We start from the raw sequence: 19,313 nt of genomic DNA on the forward strand, positions 1-19,313 counted from the left end.
GAGCTTTTCATGAACATATCCAAATTCTTCATCGATCGTCCGATCTTTGCAGGAGTCCTATCCGTCCTGATCCTGCTGGGCGGCGTGATCGCGATGTTCATGCTGCCGATTTCCGAATATCCGGAAGTCGTGCCGCCGTCGGTGATCGTCAAGGCGCAATACCCGGGTGCCAACCCGAAGGTGATCGCCGAGACCGTCGCTTCGCCGATCGAGGAACAGATCAACGGCGTCGAGGACATGCTGTACATGCAGTCGCAGGCCAACAGCGACGGCAACGTGACCATCACGGTCACCTTCAAGCTCGGCACCGATCCGGACAAGGCCACCCAGCTGGTGCAGAACCGCGTGAACCAGGCGCTGCCGCGCCTGCCCGAGGACGTGCAGCGCCTCGGTATCACCACGGTCAAGAGCTCGCCGACGCTGACCATGGTGGTGCACCTGATCTCGCCGGACAACCGCTACGACATGACCTACCTGCGCAACTACGCGCTGATCAACGTCAAGGACCGCCTGTCGCGGATCCAGGGCGTGGGCCAGGTGCAGCTGTGGGGCGCGGGCGACTACGCGATGCGTGTCTGGCTCGATCCGCAGAAGGTGGCCGAGCGCAACCTGACCGCCGACGACGTGGTGCGCGCGATCCGCGAGCAGAACGTGCAGGTGGCGGCCGGCGTGATCGGCGCCTCGCCGTCGATCCCGGGCACGCCGCTGCAGTTGTCGGTCAACGCGCGCGGCCGCCTGCAGACCGAGGAGGAGTTCGGCAACATCGTCGTGAAGACGGCGCCGGACGGCGCGGTCACGCGCCTGCGCGACCTCGGCCGAATCGATCTCGACGCGTCCGAATACGGGCTGCGCTCGCTGCTGGACAACCAGCCGGCGGTGGCGATGGCGATCAACCAGTCGCCGGGCGCGAACTCGCTGCAGATCTCGGACCAGGTCCGCGCGACCATGAAGGAACTGCAGGCCGACATGCCCAAGGGCGTCGAATACCGGATCGTCTACGATCCGACGCAGTTCGTGCGTTCCTCGATCAAGGCCGTGGTGCATACCCTGCTCGAGGCGATCGCGCTGGTGGTGATCGTGGTGATCGTGTTCCTGCAGACCTGGCGTGCCTCGATCATCCCGCTGATCGCGGTGCCGGTGTCGATCATCGGTACCTTCTCGCTGCTGCTGATGTTCGGCTACTCGATCAACGCGCTGTCGCTGTTCGGCATGGTGCTGGCGATCGGGATCGTGGTGGATGACGCGATCGTGGTGGTGGAGAACGTCGAGCGCAACATCGAGAGCGGGCTGTCCGCGCGCGAAGCCACCTACAAGGCGATGCGCGAGGTCAGTGGGCCGATCATCGCGATCGCGCTGACCCTGGTGGCCGTGTTCGTGCCGCTGGCCTTCATGTCGGGCCTGACCGGCCAGTTCTACAAGCAGTTCGCGATGACCATCGCGATCTCGACGGTGATCTCGGCGTTCAACTCGCTGACGCTCTCGCCGGCGCTCTCGGCGATCCTGCTCAAGGGCCACGACGAGAAGCCCGACTGGCTCACGCGCGTGATGAACCGGCTGTTCGGCGGCTTTTTCCGCGGCTTCAACAAGGTGTTCCATCGCGGCGCGGAGAACTACGGCCGCGGCGTGCGCGGCGTGCTGTCGAGGAAGTCGCTGATGCTCGGCATCTACGTGGTGCTGCTCGGCGCCACGGTGCTGATGGGCAAGCTGGTGCCCGGCGGTTTCGTGCCGGCGCAGGACAAGGAATACCTGATCGCGTTCGCGCAGTTGCCCAACGGCGCCTCGCTCGATCGCACCGAGAAGGTGATCCGCCAGATGAGTTCGATCGCGCTGAAGCAGCCGGGCGTGGAAAGCGCGGTGGCGTTCCCGGGCCTGTCGGTGAACGGTTTCACCAACAGCTCGAGCGCCGGCATCGTGTTCGTCACGCTCAAGCCGTTCGACCATCGTCATGGCAAGGCGCTGTCGGCCGGCGCCATCGCGGGCGCGCTGAACCAGCAGTACGCGGGCATCAAGGATTCGTTCGTCGCCGTGTTCCCGCCGCCGCCGGTGCTCGGGCTCGGCACGCTGGGCGGCTTCAAGATGCAGGTCGAGGATCGCGGCGCGGTGGGTTACGCGCGGCTGGCCGATGCGACGCAGGACTTCATCAAGCGCGCGCAGCAGGCGCCGGAGCTGGGTCCGCTGTTCACCAGCTACCAGATCAACGTGCCGCAGCTCAATGTCGACCTCGATCGCACCAAGGCCAAGCAGCTCGGCGTGAACGTGACCGACGTGTTCGACACCATGCAGATCTACCTCGGCTCGCTCTACGTGAACGACTTCAACCGCTTCGGCCGCGTCTACCAGGTTCGTGTGCAGGCCGATGCGCCGTTCCGCCAGAAGCCCGACGATATCGGCCTGCTGAAGACGCGCAACGCGAACGGCGAGATGGTGCCGCTGTCCTCGCTGGTCACCGTGACGCCGACCTTCGGGCCGGAAATGGTGGTGCGCTACAACGGCTACACCGCGGCCGACGTGAACGGCGGCCCGGCGCCGGGCTATTCGTCGGGGCAGGCGCAGGCGGCGGTCGAGCGGATCGCGGCGCAGGTGTTCCCGCGCGGCGTGAAGTTCGAATGGACCGACCTGACCTACCAGCAGATCCTGGCGGGCAACGCGGGCCTCTTGATCTTCCCGATCAGCGTGCTGCTGGTGTTCCTGGTGCTGGCCGCGCTGTATGAAAGCCTGACGCTGCCGCTGGCGGTGATCCTGATCGTGCCGATGAGCATCCTGTCTGCGCTCACGGGCGTGTGGCTCACGCAGGGCGACAACAACATCTTCACGCAGATCGGCCTGATGGTGCTGGTGGGGCTGTCCGCGAAGAACGCGATCCTGATCGTCGAGTTCGCCCGCGAGCTCGAGCACGACGGACGCACGCCGTTCCAGGCCGCCGTCGAGGCGAGCCGGCTGCGGTTGCGCCCGATCCTGATGACCTCGATCGCGTTCATCATGGGCGTGGTGCCGCTGGTGCTGTCCTCGGGTGCCGGTGCCGAGATGCGGCATGCGATGGGCGTCGCCGTGTTCTTCGGCATGCTCGGCGTCACGCTGTTCGGGCTGATGCTCACGCCGGTGTTCTATGTGGTGCTGCGTACGCTGGCGGGTGGCAAGATCCACGTCGCGCAGAAGGATACGCCGCGGTATGACGTATCGGCCGCGGATGCTTGAGGACTCGATGATGAAAAACGACAAGACCATCCTGCGCCTGGCCAGGCTCGCCGGGCTCAGCGCCCTGATGTCCGCGCTGCTCGCCGCCTGCGCGGTGGGCCCCGACTACAAGCGCCCCGACGTGGCCACGCCGGCCGCCTTCAAGGAAGCGCCGACGCTGGCAGCCGGCGAGCAGGCCGGTACCTGGAAGCCGGCCGAGCCCGCCGACGGCGCGCATCGCGGCGAATGGTGGACCGTGTTCGGCGATCCGGTGCTCGACAAACTGGAGCAGCAGGCGCTCGACGCGAACCAGAACCTGAAGGCCGCGGCGGCCCGCGTCGAGGAGGCCCGGGCGGCCACCCGCGCGGCACGTTCGGCCTGGTTCCCCTCGCTCGACGCCGGCTTCGGGCCGACCCGCGAGGGCGCGTCCTCGGCCTCGCAGTTCCTGCCGCAAGGCTCGGGGCCGGTCAATGCCACGCTGTGGCGTGCCCAGGGCACGGTGTCCTACGAGGCGGACCTGTTCGGCCGCGTCGGCCGCAACGTGGAGGCCTCGCGGGCCGATGCCGCGCAAAGCGAGGCGCTGTTCCGCTCGGTGCAACTGGCCTTGCAGGCCGACGTCGCGCAGAACTACTTCGAACTGCGCCAGCTCGATGCGGACCAGGACCTCTACCGTCGCACCGTCGACCTGCGCCAGGAATCGCTGAAGCTCGCGCAGCGCCGTTTCGATGAAGGCGACATCAACGAGCTCGACGTGTCGCGCGCCAAGAACGAACTGGCGACCGCGCAGGCCGATGCGGTGGGCGTCGCGCGGCGTCGCGCGGCCTCAGAGCATGCGCTGGCGATCCTGCTCGGCAAGCCGCCGGCGGATTTCTCGTTTCGGGAAACGCCGATCGTGCCGGTTGCCGTGCGGATTCCGGGCGGCCTGCCTTCGGCCCTGCTCGAACGGCGCCCCGACGTGTCGGCGGCCGAGCGGGCCATGGCCGCCGCGAATGCGCGGATCGGCCTGGCGAAGTCGGCTTATTTCCCGAAGCTCGACATCACCGGCTCGTTCGGTTATGAAGCCAACACGCTCGGCAGCCTGTTCATGTGGTCGAGCCGCACCTTCCTGCTCGGGCCGTTCGCCGGCACGGCGCTGTCGCTGCCGATCTTCGACGGCGGCCGCCGCGCCGCGGGCGTGCAGCAGGCTCGCGCGCAGTATGACGAGCAGGTGGCGAACTATCGCCAGCAGGTGCTGGTGGCGTTCCGCGAGGTGGAGGACAACCTGGCCGACCTGCGCCTGCTCGACGACCAGATCCGCGCGCAGGGCGATGCGGTCAGCGCCTCGCAGCGCGCGGCGAAGCTGTCGCGCACGCAGTACCAGGAAGGGCAGATCGCCTATATCGACGTGATCGACAGCGAGCGCTCGGTGCTGCAGTCGCAGTTGCAGGCGAACCAGCTGACCGGCGCGCAAGCCGTGTCGACGGTCAACCTGATCCGCGCGCTCGGCGGCGGTTGGGGCACGCCGGCGACCGCGGTGGGCAGCGTGCCGGCTTCGGCACCCGCGCAGTCGGTGGCACAGCGTTGAGGTGGTGAAGATGCGGCGAGCCGTGGTTCGGCTCGTCGCGTTGCGCATGAAACTGGAAACGGGCCTTCAGAGGCCCGTTTCCAGTTTACGGGCCTGCTTGCGCAAGCCCTCGAACACGGCATCGGCGAGATCGGCCGGGAAATCGCGGAGATACCGCCGATATCGATTCCTTCAGCGCGAGCCTCGCATTGCCGTCTTGTTGGATGCCGTCGCCGCCGGCGGATTGAGCGCCGCGACGCCCGCGACTTCCTGCGACCAGTAGGAAGGCAGCCCGTTGTACGGATTCGGCAGCTTCAGCGAAGTCACGTAGATGCCGCCCGCGCCGTGCGCCACGGCGAACTGCAGGTCGCCGCTCAATTGCGCGGCGCTGGTGTTGTACACGATGTGGATGAAGCGGTCCGGCGAATAGGCCGCCTGCCAGGCGGCGGGGCTGTAGCTCGCGTAGTTCGCCTGCTTGTCCTCGTAGACCACGAAACGGTCCGCCACCGGCAGGCTCGCGTAGATCTCCGGGATGTTGGTGCCGGGATTGTTGACCACCTGGTAGCTGGCGGACAGCCCCTTGATGTAGTTGTAGAGCGACTGATAGTACTGGAGGTGGGCGGCCGAACTGTCGTTCGCCATCTCGTCGATGAAGAAGCCGTCGACGGTATAGAAGGCGAGATAGGCGTTGATGTCGTTCGTGACGTCGGACAGCGAGCGGTTGCCGTAGGAGGTATGCACGTAGGCGATGACCTTGCCGCCCGCCGCGCGAACCTTCGCGATCACGTTGGTGTAGGCCGGATCGATGGCGGTGCCCGGGCCGCTGTTCGGGTTGACGATGGCCGTGAGCGGCACCGAGGCGGCGTTGCTGGCCAGCGTCTTCCAGGCAGTCGCGCCCGAACCCGAGGGATAGAAGTAGGCCGGCACCACCAGGTCGGCTGCCTGTGCCGCGCCGCTCGCCACGTAGAACGAGGCGAGCAGCGAGCAGGCCGCCGAGGCGAAGCGCCGGAATGCGCCCGGCGCGCGGTGGGTGCGGGCCCGGCTGCGCCGATCGATCAGGAGTGCAGGAGAAATGCCGGATGCTTGTTGCTGGATGCTCATGTTCAGCCTCGCATTTTTTCAGGTCTCGCCGTCACGCACGCGTGAGCGTCGTGCCGCTGGTGATGGGGTTCGTGCCCCTGGTTGCCGATGATTCGCTGCTTGCCGCTCCGGATTTCCCCGTCCGGTCATTCATGAATAGCAGTTTTGAAAAAGACTGCAAATCGCTGAAACCATCAAGAAGGTGCCTCTGGATCGCCGTCGGGCATATCGGTTTCGGCGATTTCCATTTGCGGATTGCTTGTTGGACGGGCCTCGGCGAGCGCATCTATCATCGCGGCGAGGGCCGCCGGCTTGCGCCCCGATATCGGTTTGCCGCGGCAATATCCGTGTTTACGACAGCCGGCCGGCAAGATCGAGCGTGGCGCGAGAGATAGGCGTCGCGCACCGTATTCGACCCCATTCGTCTGACCTGAAACGATCGAGAGCTTTTCCACGATGAGCGATTCCTCTTCATCCGCCACGCCGCCCCATGAAGCTGCCGACGCTGCTTCCGACCCATCGCTCGACGCGCCGGGCAGCTTCGGCGAGTTGATCTCCGCATTGCGCGCGAGTGCCGCCGAACGCGACCGACGCGGCGGTCACGCCGCGCGCGAAAAGGCCTGGATGGCCGCGCTCGGCCTGCAGACGCTGGCCGTGCCGCGCGCCTTCGGCGGCCAGGAAGCCGACTGGCCGATCGTCTACCAGACGATCCGCGCGATCGCGCGCGTCGACAGCGCGCTCGCGCATCTGGTCGGTTTCCAGGTGCTGCAGATCGTCAGCGTCGATGTCTGGGGCAGCGAGGCGCAGCGCGAGCGCTACCTGCGCGGCACCGTCGAGCAGGGTTGGTGGTGGGGCAATGCCGTCAATCCGCTCGACACGCGGCTGGTCGCGCGGCAGGACGGCGAGGGCTACCGGCTCGACGGCATCAAGGGCTTCTGTTCGGGCACGCGCGGCTCGGCGCGGATGACGATCTCGGCGCACGATCCGGCCACCGGCAAGCCGGTGTTCGCGGTGGTACCCACCGGCCGCGACGGCATCACGGTGCATGAAGACTGGGATCCGATCGGGCAGCGCCAGACCGACAGCGGCAGTGTCTCGTTCAATGCGGTGAGGGTGGAGGCCGACGAGGTGCTGCATCGCTCGGAAACCCCGCCCACGCCGCGCGCGACGCTGCGCACGCTGGTTTCGCAACTGGTGCTGACCAACCTGTTCGTCGGGCTGGCCGAGGGCGCGTTGGCCGAGGCGCGCGACTACGTGAGCACGCGTGGCCGGCCGTGGATTCACTCGGGCGTGGCCAATGCGCAGGACGATCCGTACACGCTGCAGCGCTTCGGCGACATGCGAGTGCAGGCGGTGGCCGCCGAGGCGCTGGCCGATCGCGCCGCGCGCGGCCTGCAAGCCGCCTGGGATCGCAAGGAAGCGCTGAGCGCGGATGGCCGCGCCGAGGTCGCGCTGGCGATCTCGGAGGCGAAGATCGTCGCGCAGCGCGCGGCGCTCGACGCCGGCGAGGCACTGTTCGATGCCTGTGGCGCGCGCGCCACCGCCGCGCCGCTCGCGCTCGATCGTTTCTGGCGCAACGCGCGCACGCATACGCTGCACGACCCGCTCGACTATCGGCTGCGCGATGTCGGCCGTTATGCGCTGACCGGCGCCTTGCCCGAGGCGTCGATCTATACCTGAGCCTTTCTCTTCGCCTCGCGTCTTTCACCATGAATACAAGAATCGAAAGCGCGAGGCCTCTCGCTGCCGGCGATGCTTACGGCCGCTTACAAGTATCGATTCTGTAACTGGAAACTATAGATTTCTATCGTTTTACAGCGCGAATCGATGGATGTAGCCTCGGAGACGTTCGGAAACCGGCGGCTGCATCGTCCTTGGCGAGCCGGTTCCCGAACGTCGGACGCATGCAGTAAGCACGGCACCCGTCACGCGGCAGGACCGCGAGCCGGGTCGCACGACAATCACAAAAACGATAACGACAACTTGTTTGCCGCCATTCAGGAAATCAACGGTCAATCAAACAGGAGAGATGGAGACATGAAGCAATCAATGATGGCTTGCCTGGTCGCGGCCGTATTCGGCGCATGGGTGTCGGCACCGGCGTTCGCGGGCTCGCAGGAAATCCAGTCCGACCAGGCGGCGGCCGCGGCCAGCCTCAGCACCTCGGCGCCGCCGGGCTCGAACTTCAACCTGAAGCCCTGGACGCTTCAACTGCCGACGGGCTCGTCGGGCAGCGTGACGACCGTCAATGGCGACAGCCTCGCGGCAGGCTACACGAACCAGTACTACTTCTACACCGACAAGTCGGACGGCTCGATGGTGATGATGGACCCGAAGCAGGGCTGGACCACCTCGGGTTCGCAGCACCCGCGCACGGAAATGCGCGAGAACGCGACCTGGAGCACCTCGGGCACCAACAAGCTCGACGCGACGGTGACGGTCGCGCAGGTGCCGAAGACCACCACCATCGGCCAGATCTTCCAGGGCAGCGGGCCGAGCAAGCCGCTCTGCGAGCTGCAGGTGACCTCCGGCGGCGTCGCGCAATTGTTCATCGAGGACACCAACCAGGGCGGCTCGGGCCAGACCTACTCGATCGCCAACGTGACGATCGGCAAGTCCTTCACCTATGAACTGAGCCTGAGCGGCACCAAGATCACCGCGAAGATCAACGGCACGTCGAAGTCCTTCACGATGGACTCGAGCTTCGATGGCGAGAGTTTCTACTTCAAGGCCGGCGATTACGACCAGAGCGCCGTGTCGGGCACGCCGCTGACGACGCCGGGGACGGTGGTGAAGTTCTACGCGCTGAGCCTGACGCACGGTTGAGACCGAGCGGGCAAGGCCGATCCGGCGCGGCCGGTTCCCGTGGATGCAGGATTCGTGGGAACCGGCCGCGCCGCGTTCACTCGTCGGGATTTCTCGCCATCCTTTGGGCGAACGATTCGAACGCCGACACATCCGCTCCCGTCAACAAGGCTTCCGCGTCCACCATGTCGTGCGCCGTCATCGGCACCTGCTGGCAATCGATCAGATGACGAACGCTGGGGTATTTGGACATGCGGGGCCGCTTGTAGCGCAACCTGAACAAGCGCGGCATCACCCGGTCCGGCTTGCCCAGATCGCCGATCTGCTGCACCGAGGCATCGAACCAGAAGCGGATCCAGGCCGCCTGCTTCTCGTTGCCCGGCGCGGCGATGAAGTCGGTCAGCACCAGCATCACATACGGAATATCCCGCTGCGCCAGCGTCGGCCAGCCCCACATCTTCAGCACGTCCGCGTGTTCGATCGCGCCGGTGAAGCGCGTCACGTTGAAGGCCGAAGCGGTTTGCCGAATGGTCTGCAGGTGGCGCTGCCATTGCGCGAAGAAGCTCGCGCGCAGTTGCCTGGCGCGTTCGGTCAGCGGCGGCCCGACATCGACGGCGAGCGGATTCGGCACCGCGTCGGACACCAGCGGGCAGCGCGCGAACGGGCCCGCCGCGTGCACGAAGCGGCGCGCGTGCGTGCGATCGCGCAGCTGCACCACGCGCAGCACGCCGGAGCAGAGCGGGCAGCGTGCCAGCCCGCGCAGCAGCGGCAGGTCGCGACAGAACTCGTCGACATGGACCAGGCGGTCCTCGACGGGATGCAGCGCGTATTCGAGCATCGGCCGTTCTTTCATTTCGATGACGGGAGTCGATGCCGCGTGGGCGGGGCTGCCCGCGCGACGAACCGGAACACGGAGAAACACGGTGGGATCCGGGAATCAGACACGTGTTGTGTGACAACAGGATGTTGACCCCGGCGCTTCTTCAGCGAATCTCGCGCGCCACCCGCTGCAGCGCCTCGAAGGCCCGATAGCGTGCCGCGTGCAGGGCCGCGATCCCGCCCTCGGCGCTCGAGTAGCTGCGGCTGATCCTCGACATGCCGCCCATCGCCGAACGCAGGTCGTCATACAGGCCGCCCGCCACGCCGCCCAGCATCGCGGCGCCGAGCAGCACCGGCTCGTCGGCCTCGGTGGCGAGCACCGGCTTGCCGGTGGTATCGGCCAGCAACTGGCGCACCAGGTCGAGCCGCCCGGCGCCGCCGCTGATCACGATCTTCTCGATCGGCGCGCCGGCCGCCGCCTGGGTGTCGATGATCTGGCGCAGCCCGTAGCCGATGCTGGCCAGGCCCGCCACGTAGAGCGCGACCAGGCTGTCGACGCCGGTTTCCATGTCGAGCCCGGCGATCACGGCGCGCGCGTGCGGATCGGCGAAGGGCGCGCGATTGCCGAGAAATTCCGGTACCACGTGCAGGCCGTCGGCGAGCTTCGCGGCCGCCGAGAGTTCGCCGCCGGCTCGCTTTGCCGCCAGTTCGGCCAGCCAGGCCGGCAGGGCCAGGCCGGCTCGCTCGGCTTCGGCCTGCGCCTCGGCGGCGGCGGGGTGCATCGCGATCAGCCGCTCGATCGCGGCGCCGGCCACCGACTGACCGCCTTCGTTGAGCCAGGAACCGGGCACCATCGCCGAGAAATACGGCCCCCACACGCCGGGGACGTAGACGGGCTCGCGCGTGGTGGTCATGGTGCAGGACGAGGTGCCGAACACATAGGCGAGGCAGGCTTCGGGCTCGTGCTGCGCGCCCACCGTGCCGATCCCGCCGGCATGCGCGTCGATCGCGCCGGCGGCGACCGGCGTGCCCACCGGCAGCCCGAGTTCGGCGGCGGCCTGGGCGCTGAGGCCCTGGCCGAGCCGTGTGCCGGGTTCGACCACCTCGCGCCCGATCCGCGCGAAGCCCTCGTCGGCCAGCACGCCCAGGCCGATGCCGCGAAAATAGCTTTCGTCCCAGCGCCGCTCGTGGGCCAGGTAGGTCCACTTGCAGGTGAGCGTGCAGGTCGAGCGCGCCAGCTCGCCGGTCGCGCGCCAGGTCAGGAAGTCGCTCAGGTCGAAGAACTGCCAGGCGGCATCGAACACCGCGCGGCGGTTCTCGTACAGCCACAGCAGCTTGGGCGTCTCCATCTCGGGCGAGATGCGCCCGCCCACGAAGTCGAGCACGGCGTGACCGCGCGCGTTGATGCGCTCGGCCTGGTCGAGCGCGCGGTGATCCATCCAGACGATGATGTCGCGCTCGGCCTGTTCGGAAGGCCCGACCGGCAGCGGCTTGCCGCCTTCGCCGAGCACCACCAGCGAGCAGGTCGCGTCGAAGCCGAGCCCGGCCACCTGGGCCGGCGCGATCGCGGCCCGCGCCAGCGCCGCGCGCACCGCCGTGCAGACCGCCTGCCAGATGTCGGTGCTCGACTGCTCGACGATCGCGCCGCGCTCATGGAACACCAGGATGTCGTGCCGGGCCGAGGCGACCATCCGGCCGGCCGCGTCGAAGATGCCGGCGCGCGCGCTGCCGGTGCCGACATCGATGCCGATCACGTAGCGCGCGTCGGGGTTCGGGTGGTCCGTCATGTTTCGGGTTCCTGTCGATAAGACGTGTCGGGGCGGCCGATCAGAGATCGACGCGGGTCGGCAGGATCACGAGGTCGCGGATCGTCACGTTGGCCGGGCGCGTCAGCATGAACAGCACCGCGTCGGCCACCTCGTCGGCCTGCATCAGGCTGCCGGCGGCCAGCGCCTCGTCCATCTTCGCCTTCGGCCAGTCGTCGAGCAGGGCGGTGACCACCGGCCCCGGCTGCACCGCGCCGACGCGCACGCCGTGCTGCATCACCTGGCGCCGCGTGGTGTGGACGAAGGCCTGCACGGCGAACTTCGAGGCCGTGTAGATCGGCTCCCAGACCACCGGCACCATCCCCGCGATCGAGCTGGTGAAGATGATATCGCCGCAACGCTGGGCCACCAGGTGCGGCAGCACGGCGTGCACCGAGCGGAACGCGGCGTTGATGTTGAGGTTCAGCATGCGGTCCCAGTCGTCGGGGTTGCCGGCCACCACCTCGCCGCCCACGTAGGCGCCGGCATTGGCGTGGAAGATGTCCAGGCGCCCCGCCAGTTCGAGGATGCGCGGCAGCATCGCCGACACCTCGGCGGGCGCGAGCAGGTCCACCACCAGGCTCAGCGCGTTCGGGCCGAGTTCCTCGCGGCAGGCGGCCAGGCGGTCCTCGGCACGATCGATCAAGACCACCTTCGCGCCGGCCTCGACCAGCGCGCGCGTGCAGGCCAGGCCGATTCCCGATGCCGCGCCGGTGATCGCGGCGACCTTTCCATTCAACGATTCAGACATGCGTAATTCTCCAGGTGAGGGCTCAGGCGCGGCCGTGCGAGACACGCGAACGGCGCGCGAGCGAATCGACGATCACCGCGATCGCGAGCACCGCGCCGGTGATCATGAAGCGCAGCGAGGACGACAGGTTCAGCAGGGTCAGGCCGCTGGCGATTGACTGGATCACGACGATCCCGAGCACCGCCGACCAGGCGCTGCCGCGCCCGCCGAACAGGCTGGTGCCGCCGATCACGGCCGCCGCGATCGCGTTGAGGTTGACGTCGCCGGTGCCGGCCTGCTGGCTGGCCGAGGCCAGGCGCGCCGCGGTGAGGATGCCGCCGAGCGCGGCCAGGCTGGTGCAGAGCACGAAGGCGCTGGCATAGATCGCGCCGACATGGATGCCGGCGCGGCGCGCGGCCTCGTGGTTGCCGCCCACGGCGTGCATCGAGCGGCCCCAGCGCGTGCGCGTCATCGCGTAGTGCATGGCGGCGGCCAGCGCGACGAACAGCGCGAACATCAGCGGCACGCCGCGGCCGCGATCGAGATAGGCGACCACCAGCTCGAGCAGCACCGTGATCACGGCCGCGCGCACCAGCACGCCGAGCGCCGAGGGCGCCGAGAGCCGGGCCGCGCGGCGGCGCTCGCGGGTGCGCAGGCCGAGCAGCACCAGCGCGAGGCCGGGCAGCAGCGCCAGCCCGTGCGAGACCGCGGCCGGCAGCACCCGTTGCTGGCCGAGCGTGACCAGCGCCGAGTCGTAGGGCAGGTTGATCGAGCCGGGCGGGCCCAGCACGTAGAGCTGCAGGCCGAGGATCGCGAGCAGCCCGGCCAGGGTGGTCACGAAGCTGGGCATGCCGAGCCGGTTGAACAGCAGCGCGTAGAGCGCGCCGATCAAGGCGCCGGCCGCCAGCGCGGCGAGGATCGCGAGCGGCACCGGCCAGCCCGCGTTGACCCACAGCGTGCCGACCAGGGCCGAGGCGAAGCCGCTGATCGAGCCGACCGACAGGTCGATCTGGCCGACCATCAGCACGCAGACGATGCCCAGCGAGATCACGCCCACCGTCGAGCAGTCGAACAGCAGGTTGACCAGGTTGTCCGCCGAGACGAACACCGGGTTGAGGCTGGTGAAGACGGTCCAGATGATGATCAGGCCGGCCACCACCGGCAGCGAGCCGAGGTCGCCCGCGCGCACGCGGCGGCCGAAGGCGGCGAGCGTCTCGCCCAGGCCGCTGGCATGCGCCACGCGCACGTCGGCGCGGTCGAGCAGCGGCGCGGGCTGCGAGGCTTGGGGGCTGTCATTGCGCATGATCGTTTCCTTGCAGGGGCTGCGTGTCGAGGTGCGCCTGGCGGCGGCCGGCGCGGCGCGAGACCGCGTTCTCGGTCGCGCCGGTGATGGCCGCGACCAGCGACGCATTCGACGAATCCGGGTAGAACACGCCGTTGTTGCGGCCCAGCCGCAGCACGACGATGCGGTCCGCCACGGCACGCACGTCCTCCATGTTGTGGCTGATCATGATCACGGCATGGCCGCGATCGCGTACCCGCTCGATCAGGTTGAGCACCTCGGCGGTCTGCGCCACGCCGAGCGCGGCGGTCGGCTCGTCGAGCATGATCAGCTTCGGGTCGAGCAGCAGCGAACGGGCGATCGCCACCGTCTGGCGCTGGCCGCCCGACAGCGAGGCGACCACGTCGCGCACGCTCGGGATGCGCGCCGACAGCTCGTTGAGCAGGGTCCAGGCGCGCACTTCCATGCTGACCTCGTCGAGCCGCAGCGGGCTCAGCTCGCGGCCGAGGAAGATGTTGGCGACCACGTCGAGGTTCTCGCACAGCGCGAGATCCTGGAACACCGTGGCGATGCCGAGGTCGAGCGCGGTGCCGGGATCGGACAGCGTGACCGGCTTGCCGCCGAAGTGAATGCTGCCCGAGGTGGGCTGGTGCACGCCGGCGAGGATCTTCACGAGCGTCGATTTGCCGGCGCCGTTGTCGCCGACCAGCGCGACCACTTCGCCGGCGTGGACGTCGAGCTCGATATCGCTGAGCGCCGATACCGCGCCGAACTGTTTCGAGATGCCGCGCAGGCTCAGCACCAGCTCGCCGGGTGCCGCGCGGGTCGTCGTGGAGTCTTGGTTCATGAGGCAATGGCCTGTGAGTTGCGGCGCGGGCCCGGCTGCGATGCCGGCCCGCGCGGATTGCTGCCGGGAATTACTGGCTGATGCCGAGCTTCTTGCAGCCGTCGACGTAGCGACCGGTGCAGAGCTCCTTGGCGCTGGCGAAGCCCTTGTCGATCACCTCGGCCTTGAGATTCCTCGCCGTGATCACCGCGGGCGTGAACAACTGGGTGGGCGTCTTGTAGAGCGTGGTCTCGCCCTTGGGCGCCTGGCCCGACAGGAAGCCCACCGCCGCCTTGGCCGCCGCCGCCGCGACGATCTCGCTGGGCTTGAGGATGGTGTTGTACTGGTCGCCGGCGATGATCAACTGCAGCGCGGCATTGGTTGCGTCGTTGCCGGTCACGCTCGGCAGCGGGTTCACGCCGGCGGCCTTGAAGGCGGCGATGGTGCCGCCCGCGGTGCCGTCGTTGGCGGCCACCACGCCGACGATCTGCGAGCCGAAGCGCGTGATCTGGCCGCTGACCCATTGCTGGGCCTTCGGCGGCGCCCATTCGGGCGTGTCGAACTCGGCCAGGGTCTTGTAGCCGCTGCCCTGCAGGCCGGCGTGGATGCCGTTGCGGATCAGGCCGGCGGCCGCGTCGGTGGGCGAGCCGTTCACCTCGAGCACGCCGCCACGGCCGGCCGGCACGCCGCTGTCCTTCAGGTGCTGCACCAGCGATTGCGCGATCGACTTGCCGATCGCCTCGTTGTCGAAGGAGACGTAGTAGTCGGCCGGCGTGGCCGGGATCGGCCGGTCGTAGGCGATCACCTTGACGCCCTGGCCCTGCGCCATGTGCACCAGCGAGGCGGCCGCGGTCGAATCCACCGGGTCGATCACGATCACCTTGGCGCCCTGGGCGATCGCCGAGTTGAATTGCTGCTGCTGCAGCGCCACGTCGGCATTGGCGTTCTGGTAGAGCACCTTGCAATCCGGGCAGAGCTTCTGCATCTGCGCCTTGAAGCCGGGGAAGTCGTGCTGCTCGTAGCGCGTCGAGGCCTGGTCCGGCATCAGGAACGCCACCGTGCCGGACGGCGCCGCGAAGGCCGGCGTGATGCCGCCCAGCGCGAGGCCCAGCGCGGCGGCGCCGAGGGCGAGAGAGAAGGACTGGTTCATCGTATGTCTCCGTGTTGTCGAAAATGGCCGGCTTCGGATCTGCCGTTCTGTTGCAGCGGTGTGGATCGGGCAAGCATCGGGAGCAGGCTGCGATGCTCCGCGGATAATCTGCATGACGAATCAATGGATTCGCTCGTCGAGCGGTGCCGGCAAGCCGTGCCGGCGCGGCGCGAAGCGCTCCGGATCAGCCGAAGGCTTCGATGCCGGGCTCCTCGATCAGCGGCGGCGCGCTGGCGCCGCTCGCGCTGGCGGCGTTCAGGCGCTGCCAGGCGCGCCATCGCGACGGCGACATCGCCTTGAGCTGGAGGAACTGCCGGTTGAAGTTCGACAGGTTGTTGAAGCCGACCTGGTAGCAGATGTCGGTGATGCTCAGTTCGTCGGTCATCAGCAACTGGCAGGCGAGGTTGATGCGCAACCGGTTCACGTATTGCACGAAGGGCACGCCGGTATGGCGGCGGAAGTAGCGCGAGAAGGCGCTCGCGCTCTGCCCCGACAGCTCGGCCAGCTCGGTTTCGCGCAGCTCCTGCGAGAGATTCTTGCCGATATGCGAGAGCACGTGGTTGATGCGCGATTCGGCGTAGCGCGCCGGGTCCGCGCAGTAGGCGGCGCTGGCCAGGCGCGCCGGCGCGGGGCTGCGCACCAGCAGCTCGAACAGCGAGACGAACAGCACGATGCGGCGCATGCCTTGCGCGCCGAGCATCTCGCGCAGGATCGGCGCGGCGGCCGCGCCGGTTTCGGGGCTGAACAGCAGGCCCCAGCGCGAGGCGTCGAGCAGGGCCTCGACGCGACGGAATTCGGGGAAGGCGGCGATCACGCGCTCGACGAACTCGGCGCCGAACTGCAGCACCAGGCAGCGCTCCTCGACGCGTTCCTCGCGCGGCACGTGGCTGACCCAGTTGTGCGGCAGGTTCGAGCCGGTCATCACCAGGTTGCCGGGCGCGAAATTGCCGATATGGTCGCCGACGAAATACTTGCCCGTAGTGGCCGTGATCAGGTGGATCTCGTACTCGGGATGGAAGTGCCAGCGCACCGTGCGATAGGGGTAGCCGTGCGACCAGACCTTGAAGGATTCGTCGCGCGGCACCGCCACCAGCTCGAGGTCGGGCTGGGCGAACTCGCCCGGCCGCCCGGCCTCGTGTGCATCCTCAATCCGCATCGCCTTCATCTGTCCTGGTCCTCCGGCACCGCCGCGTCTGCCTTCCCGCGTGTCTCGCCGCGCCGTGGCGCGGATCGGGGCTGCCGCCCGATGCATGAAAAATAGCCGCGGCGGGGCCTGGCGGCCACTGAAAATAAGACCGTTTACCGATACTTTTTTGCATTCGGGTTAGCCCGTAGCCGGGCAAGGTCAACTTTCGTGCAATGCGGCGAGGGCAGGGAAAGCAGGGCGCGAACGCCCTGGAAGGGCGCTGGAGGCAGGCGGGAGGAACGGTGCCGGCGGCGGCCAGGCGCGCCGGCCGGGGCTCAGTGCCTGCCGCCGGGGCGCTGCTGGCAGGCGCCGCAGATGCCGAACACGGCGTGGCTGTAGCCGAGGTAGCGGAAGTCGTGAGCCGAGGCGATGCGTGCCTGCTGGGCCTCGAACTCGGGATCGTGGATGTCCTGGATCGCGTCGCAGCGCGTGCAGACGAGGTGGATGTGCTGCTGGCCGCGATTGAGCTCGTAGATCACCTTGGCCATGCCCAGCGAGGAACCGAGGATCAGCGAGGCGTCCTGCAGCGAACCCAGCGCGCGGTAGATGCTCGACAGGTTGTAGGGCTCGTCGCGCTCGCCGAGTTGGCGAAACACCTGGTCGGCGGTGAAATGGGCGGTCGGCTCCTCGTGGAACAGCCGGTAGACGGCGACACGGGTCGCGGTTGGCCGCATATGGGCCTTTTTCAGATCCGAAAAGATCACGTTCATGGGTAGCGGCGGCGGTGAACGCGACGCACCTCCGGAATCGGGCGCGTCGGGCCGACGAAGCTTGACCGGCCAGACTTAGCTGAAAAATAGGGGCTGATCGATGACGAAGGGGGCGGTCGATGGCGGAGCGATCGGGGCGAATTGCGGTAAATTCGCGCCTGCGGGCCTTGGCCGGTACCGCGTCGCACGCGCCGGCCAGGGCGGCATGTCATGAACGCACGGGGATCGGGCCGATGAGAGTACTGCTGGTCGAGGATGACGGGATGATCGGCGACGAGATGGCGGGCGCGTTGCGCGACGCCAGCTACGCGGTGGACTGGGTGCGCGACGGCGCCGCCGCGATCGCCTCGGTGCGCGCGCAACGTTACGACGTGGTGCTGCTCGATCTCGGCCTGCCGAAGCGGGACGGCTTCCAGGTGCTGGCCGCGATCCGCGGTGCCGACAATCCAGTGCCGGTGGTGGTGGTGACCGCGCGCGACGCGGTGGAGGACCGCGTGCGCGGCCTCGACAACGGCGCCGACGACTACGTGCTCAAACCCTTCGAGATCACCGAATTGCTGGCGAGGATCCGCGCGGCGGCGCGACGCGGCGGCGGCACGGCCGCGCCCGTGCTCGGCAACGGCGTGGTGTCGCTCGATCCCGCCACCCACGAGGCGCGCGCGGGCGAGCGCTCGGTGCGTCTGTCCAGCCGCGAATTCGCCCTGCTGCATGCGCTGCTGCAGCGGCCCGGCGCGATCCTCTCGCGCACCGAGCTCGAGGATCGCATCTACGGCTGGAACGAGGAGGTCGAGAGTAACGCGGTCGAGTTCCTGATCTATTCGCTGCGCCGCAAGCTCGGCAGCGAGACGATCCGCAATGTGCGCGGCGTGGGCTGGATGGTGGCGAAGAACCAATGAAATATTCCCTGCAATTCCGCTTGTCGGCCTGGCTGTCCGTGATGGTCCTGCTGGCGGCCGCGGTGGCCGGCGTGGCCTCGTTCTGCGCCTCCTTCCACGAGGCCAACGAGCTGCAGGACTGGCAGCTCGAGCAGGTCGCGGCGATGATGACGCCGCACGTGCTCGCCGAGATGGAGCGCGACGGCATCGTCGGAAAACGGATGGAGACCGTGCATCACAAGCCCGAACTGGTGGTGCAGCGGCTCGATGCGAGTGGCGGGACGCTCGCGCTGCCGGCTTCGCTGCCCGACGGCGTGCAGGACGTGAAGGTGGCCGGCGTGGACTGGCGGCTGGTGGTGCGCACGCTCGACGCGGGCACGCGCGTGGCTGTCGGCCAGCAGACGGCCGGCCGTAACGACGTGGCCGAAAGCAGCGCGCTGGCTGCCACCGCGCCGCTGATCGTGTTCGTGCCGGTGCTGGTGCTGGTGCTCGGCTATGTGGTGCGCCACATGTTCGCGCCGCTGCGCGCGCTGTCGGCGCATGTGGACGGACGCGACAGCCGCGACCTGTCGAGCCTGTCCGATGCGGGGCTGCCCGACGAGATCCGGCCGTTCGTGGTCGCGCTGAACCGCTTGCTGGATCGCGTCGAGCAATCGGTGGCCGCGCAACGGCGCTTCATCGCCGACGCGGCGCACGAGTTGCGCTCGCCGTTGACGGCGCTGTCGCTGCAGGCGGAGCGCCTCGAGCCCTTGACGCTGGCCACGCCCGCGCACGAGCGCGTGCTGGCCTTGCGGCGCGGGCTGGCGCGGGGCAGTGCGCTGGTCGAGCAATTGCTGAATTTCGCGCGCGTGCAGGATGCGCCCGACACGGCGGACCAGCGCCTGTCGGTGGCGCAGCAGTGCCGTGCCGTGCTGGAGGACCTGATGCCGCTGGCCGATCGCAAGCGTATCGATATCGGCGTGGTCGCGCTCGACGAGGGCGAAGTGCTGGCGCGCCCGCTCGACCTGCGCATGCTGGTGCGCAACCTGGTGGACAACGCGATTCGCTACACGCCCGAGGGCGGGCGCATCGATCTCGCGGTGCGCGCCGGCGAGGATCGCGTCGAGCTGTCGGTGGCCGACAGCGGGCCCGGAATTGCGCCGGCCGAGCGCGAGCGCGTGTTCGACGCGTTCTACCGGATCGTCGGCAACGAGGCGATCGGCTCGGGGCTGGGGCTGGCGATCGTGCGCACCATCGTCGAGCGGATCGGGGCGCGCATCGAGCTCGACGACGTCGAGCCGAGCGGGCTGCGCGTGACGGTGATGCTGCCGCGAGCGCGGTGAGCGGGC

General features: G+C 68.4%; 16 protein-coding genes. 6 read left to right on the top strand and 10 right to left on the bottom strand.

Translation table 11 applies throughout. The annotated features are described in order from the left end of the window. Positions 1–9 precede the first annotated feature (9 nt). Both BM43_RS16760 and BM43_RS16765 read left to right on the top strand, forming a co-directional pair. Positions 10–3,195, top strand: a complete 3,186-nt coding sequence (locus BM43_RS16760; RefSeq protein ID WP_013689316.1) for an efflux RND transporter permease subunit — start codon at positions 10–12, stop codon at positions 3,193–3,195. Between the two features lie 10 nt (positions 3,196–3,205). Continuing rightward, entirely contained in the window at positions 3,206–4,738 is a 1,533-nt protein-coding gene (locus BM43_RS16765) for an efflux transporter outer membrane subunit (RefSeq protein ID WP_111946533.1), read from the top strand. Between the two features lie 171 nt (positions 4,739–4,909). On the opposite strand, the gene BM43_RS16770 is transcribed toward BM43_RS16765, so the two are convergent. Then, positions 4,910–5,818 (bottom strand): spherulation-specific family 4 protein, encoded by a 909-nt coding sequence (locus BM43_RS16770; protein WP_036054534.1) that lies wholly within the window; start codon positions 5,816–5,818, stop codon positions 4,910–4,912. Between the two features lie 173 nt (positions 5,819–5,991). Next, positions 5,992–6,252, bottom strand: coding sequence for a hypothetical protein (locus BM43_RS40505; RefSeq protein ID WP_144417673.1), 261 nt, complete (start codon positions 6,250–6,252; stop codon positions 5,992–5,994). A gap of 1 nt (position 6,253) precedes the next feature. Here BM43_RS40505 and BM43_RS16775 point away from each other — a divergent pair, with 1 nt between their 5' ends. Together BM43_RS16775 and BM43_RS16780 are read left to right on the top strand one after the other, a co-directional pair. Next, complete coding sequence (locus BM43_RS16775; RefSeq protein ID WP_036054532.1) at positions 6,254–7,477, top strand: acyl-CoA dehydrogenase family protein; 1,224 nt, start codon at positions 6,254–6,256, stop codon at positions 7,475–7,477. A gap of 357 nt (positions 7,478–7,834) precedes the next feature. Next, the gene (locus BM43_RS16780; protein WP_226285356.1) at positions 7,835–8,623 is read left to right on the top strand and encodes a polysaccharide lyase family 7 protein; all 789 of its coding nucleotides are present in this window, start codon (positions 7,835–7,837) and stop codon (positions 8,621–8,623) included. A gap of 76 nt (positions 8,624–8,699) precedes the next feature. On the opposite strand, the gene BM43_RS16785 is transcribed toward BM43_RS16780, so the two are convergent. From BM43_RS16785 to BM43_RS16820, 8 genes are all read right to left on the bottom strand, one after another. After that, entirely contained in the window at positions 8,700–9,455 is a 756-nt protein-coding gene (locus BM43_RS16785; protein WP_080742233.1) for a hypothetical protein, read from the bottom strand. 130 nt (positions 9,456–9,585) lie between these two features. After that, positions 9,586–11,208 carry an FGGY-family carbohydrate kinase gene (locus BM43_RS16790; protein WP_036054525.1) on the bottom strand — a complete coding sequence of 541 codons (1,623 nt, stop codon included), beginning with the start codon at positions 11,206–11,208 and terminating at the stop codon, positions 9,586–9,588. A gap of 40 nt (positions 11,209–11,248) precedes the next feature. Then, complete coding sequence (locus BM43_RS16795) at positions 11,249–11,977, bottom strand: SDR family oxidoreductase (RefSeq protein ID WP_036054524.1); 729 nt, start codon at positions 11,975–11,977, stop codon at positions 11,249–11,251. A gap of 22 nt (positions 11,978–11,999) precedes the next feature. Continuing rightward, complete coding sequence (locus tag BM43_RS16800; protein ID WP_036054523.1) at positions 12,000–13,259, bottom strand: sugar ABC transporter permease; 1,260 nt, start codon at positions 13,257–13,259, stop codon at positions 12,000–12,002. Then, positions 13,249–14,085, bottom strand: a complete 837-nt coding sequence (locus BM43_RS16805) for an ATP-binding cassette domain-containing protein (protein ID WP_013689325.1) — start codon at positions 14,083–14,085, stop codon at positions 13,249–13,251. The genes BM43_RS16800 and BM43_RS16805 overlap by 11 nt, the downstream gene beginning before the upstream one ends. 70 nt (positions 14,086–14,155) lie before the next feature. Further along, the gene (locus BM43_RS16810; protein WP_036054521.1) at positions 14,156–15,214 is read right to left on the bottom strand and encodes an ABC transporter substrate-binding protein; all 1,059 of its coding nucleotides are present in this window, start codon (positions 15,212–15,214) and stop codon (positions 14,156–14,158) included. A gap of 184 nt (positions 15,215–15,398) precedes the next feature. Then, positions 15,399–16,379: an AraC family transcriptional regulator gene (locus BM43_RS16815; RefSeq protein WP_042286185.1), complete on the bottom strand. Its 981-nt coding sequence runs from the start codon at positions 16,377–16,379 to the stop codon at positions 15,399–15,401. Between the two features lie 296 nt (positions 16,380–16,675). Then, complete coding sequence (locus tag BM43_RS16820; protein WP_230676364.1) at positions 16,676–17,074, bottom strand: Fur family transcriptional regulator; 399 nt, start codon at positions 17,072–17,074, stop codon at positions 16,676–16,678. Positions 17,075–17,343: 269 nt separating this feature from the next. Here BM43_RS16820 and BM43_RS16825 point away from each other — a divergent pair, with 269 nt between their 5' ends. Continuing rightward, on the top strand, positions 17,344–18,006 hold the full coding sequence (locus BM43_RS16825) for a response regulator transcription factor (RefSeq protein WP_013689329.1): 663 nt from the start codon (positions 17,344–17,346) through the stop codon (positions 18,004–18,006). Further along, positions 18,003–19,307 (top strand): sensor histidine kinase, encoded by a 1,305-nt coding sequence (locus tag BM43_RS16830; protein ID WP_013689330.1) that lies wholly within the window; start codon positions 18,003–18,005, stop codon positions 19,305–19,307. The genes BM43_RS16825 and BM43_RS16830 overlap by 4 nt, the downstream gene beginning before the upstream one ends. Positions 19,308–19,313 lie beyond the last annotated feature (6 nt).

The organism is Burkholderia gladioli, from assembly GCF_000959725.1.
Taxonomy (GTDB): Bacteria; Pseudomonadota; Gammaproteobacteria; order Burkholderiales; family Burkholderiaceae; genus Burkholderia; species Burkholderia gladioli.

Excerpts from the sequence above, each read along its gene's own strand:
- BM43_RS16790 (WP_036054525.1), bottom strand. The coding sequence starts at position 11,208 with ATGACGGACCACCCGAACCCCGACGCGCGCTACGTGATCGGCATCGAT.
- BM43_RS16815 (WP_042286185.1), bottom strand. The coding sequence starts at position 16,379 with ATGAAGGCGATGCGGATTGAGGATGCACACGAGGCCGGGCGGCCGGGC.
- BM43_RS16820 (WP_230676364.1), bottom strand. The coding sequence starts at position 17,074 with ATGCGGCCAACCGCGACCCGTGTCGCCGTCTACCGGCTGTTCCACGAG.
- BM43_RS16795 (WP_036054524.1), bottom strand. The coding sequence starts at position 11,977 with ATGTCTGAATCGTTGAATGGAAAGGTCGCCGCGATCACCGGCGCGGCA.
- BM43_RS16825 (WP_013689329.1), top strand. The coding sequence starts at position 17,344 with ATGAGAGTACTGCTGGTCGAGGATGACGGGATGATCGGCGACGAGATG.
- BM43_RS16765 (WP_111946533.1), top strand. The coding sequence starts at position 3,206 with ATGAAAAACGACAAGACCATCCTGCGCCTGGCCAGGCTCGCCGGGCTC.
- BM43_RS16810 (WP_036054521.1), bottom strand. The coding sequence starts at position 15,214 with ATGAACCAGTCCTTCTCTCTCGCCCTCGGCGCCGCCGCGCTGGGCCTC.
- BM43_RS16785 (WP_080742233.1), bottom strand. The coding sequence starts at position 9,455 with ATGAAAGAACGGCCGATGCTCGAATACGCGCTGCATCCCGTCGAGGAC.
- BM43_RS16800 (WP_036054523.1), bottom strand. The coding sequence starts at position 13,259 with ATGCGCAATGACAGCCCCCAAGCCTCGCAGCCCGCGCCGCTGCTCGAC.
- BM43_RS16775 (WP_036054532.1), top strand. The coding sequence starts at position 6,254 with ATGAGCGATTCCTCTTCATCCGCCACGCCGCCCCATGAAGCTGCCGAC.
- BM43_RS16830 (WP_013689330.1), top strand. The coding sequence starts at position 18,003 with ATGAAATATTCCCTGCAATTCCGCTTGTCGGCCTGGCTGTCCGTGATG.
- BM43_RS16770 (WP_036054534.1), bottom strand. The coding sequence starts at position 5,818 with ATGAGCATCCAGCAACAAGCATCCGGCATTTCTCCTGCACTCCTGATC.
- BM43_RS16780 (WP_226285356.1), top strand. The coding sequence starts at position 7,835 with ATGAAGCAATCAATGATGGCTTGCCTGGTCGCGGCCGTATTCGGCGCA.
- BM43_RS16760 (WP_013689316.1), top strand. The coding sequence starts at position 10 with ATGAACATATCCAAATTCTTCATCGATCGTCCGATCTTTGCAGGAGTC.
- BM43_RS16805 (WP_013689325.1), bottom strand. The coding sequence starts at position 14,085 with ATGAACCAAGACTCCACGACGACCCGCGCGGCACCCGGCGAGCTGGTG.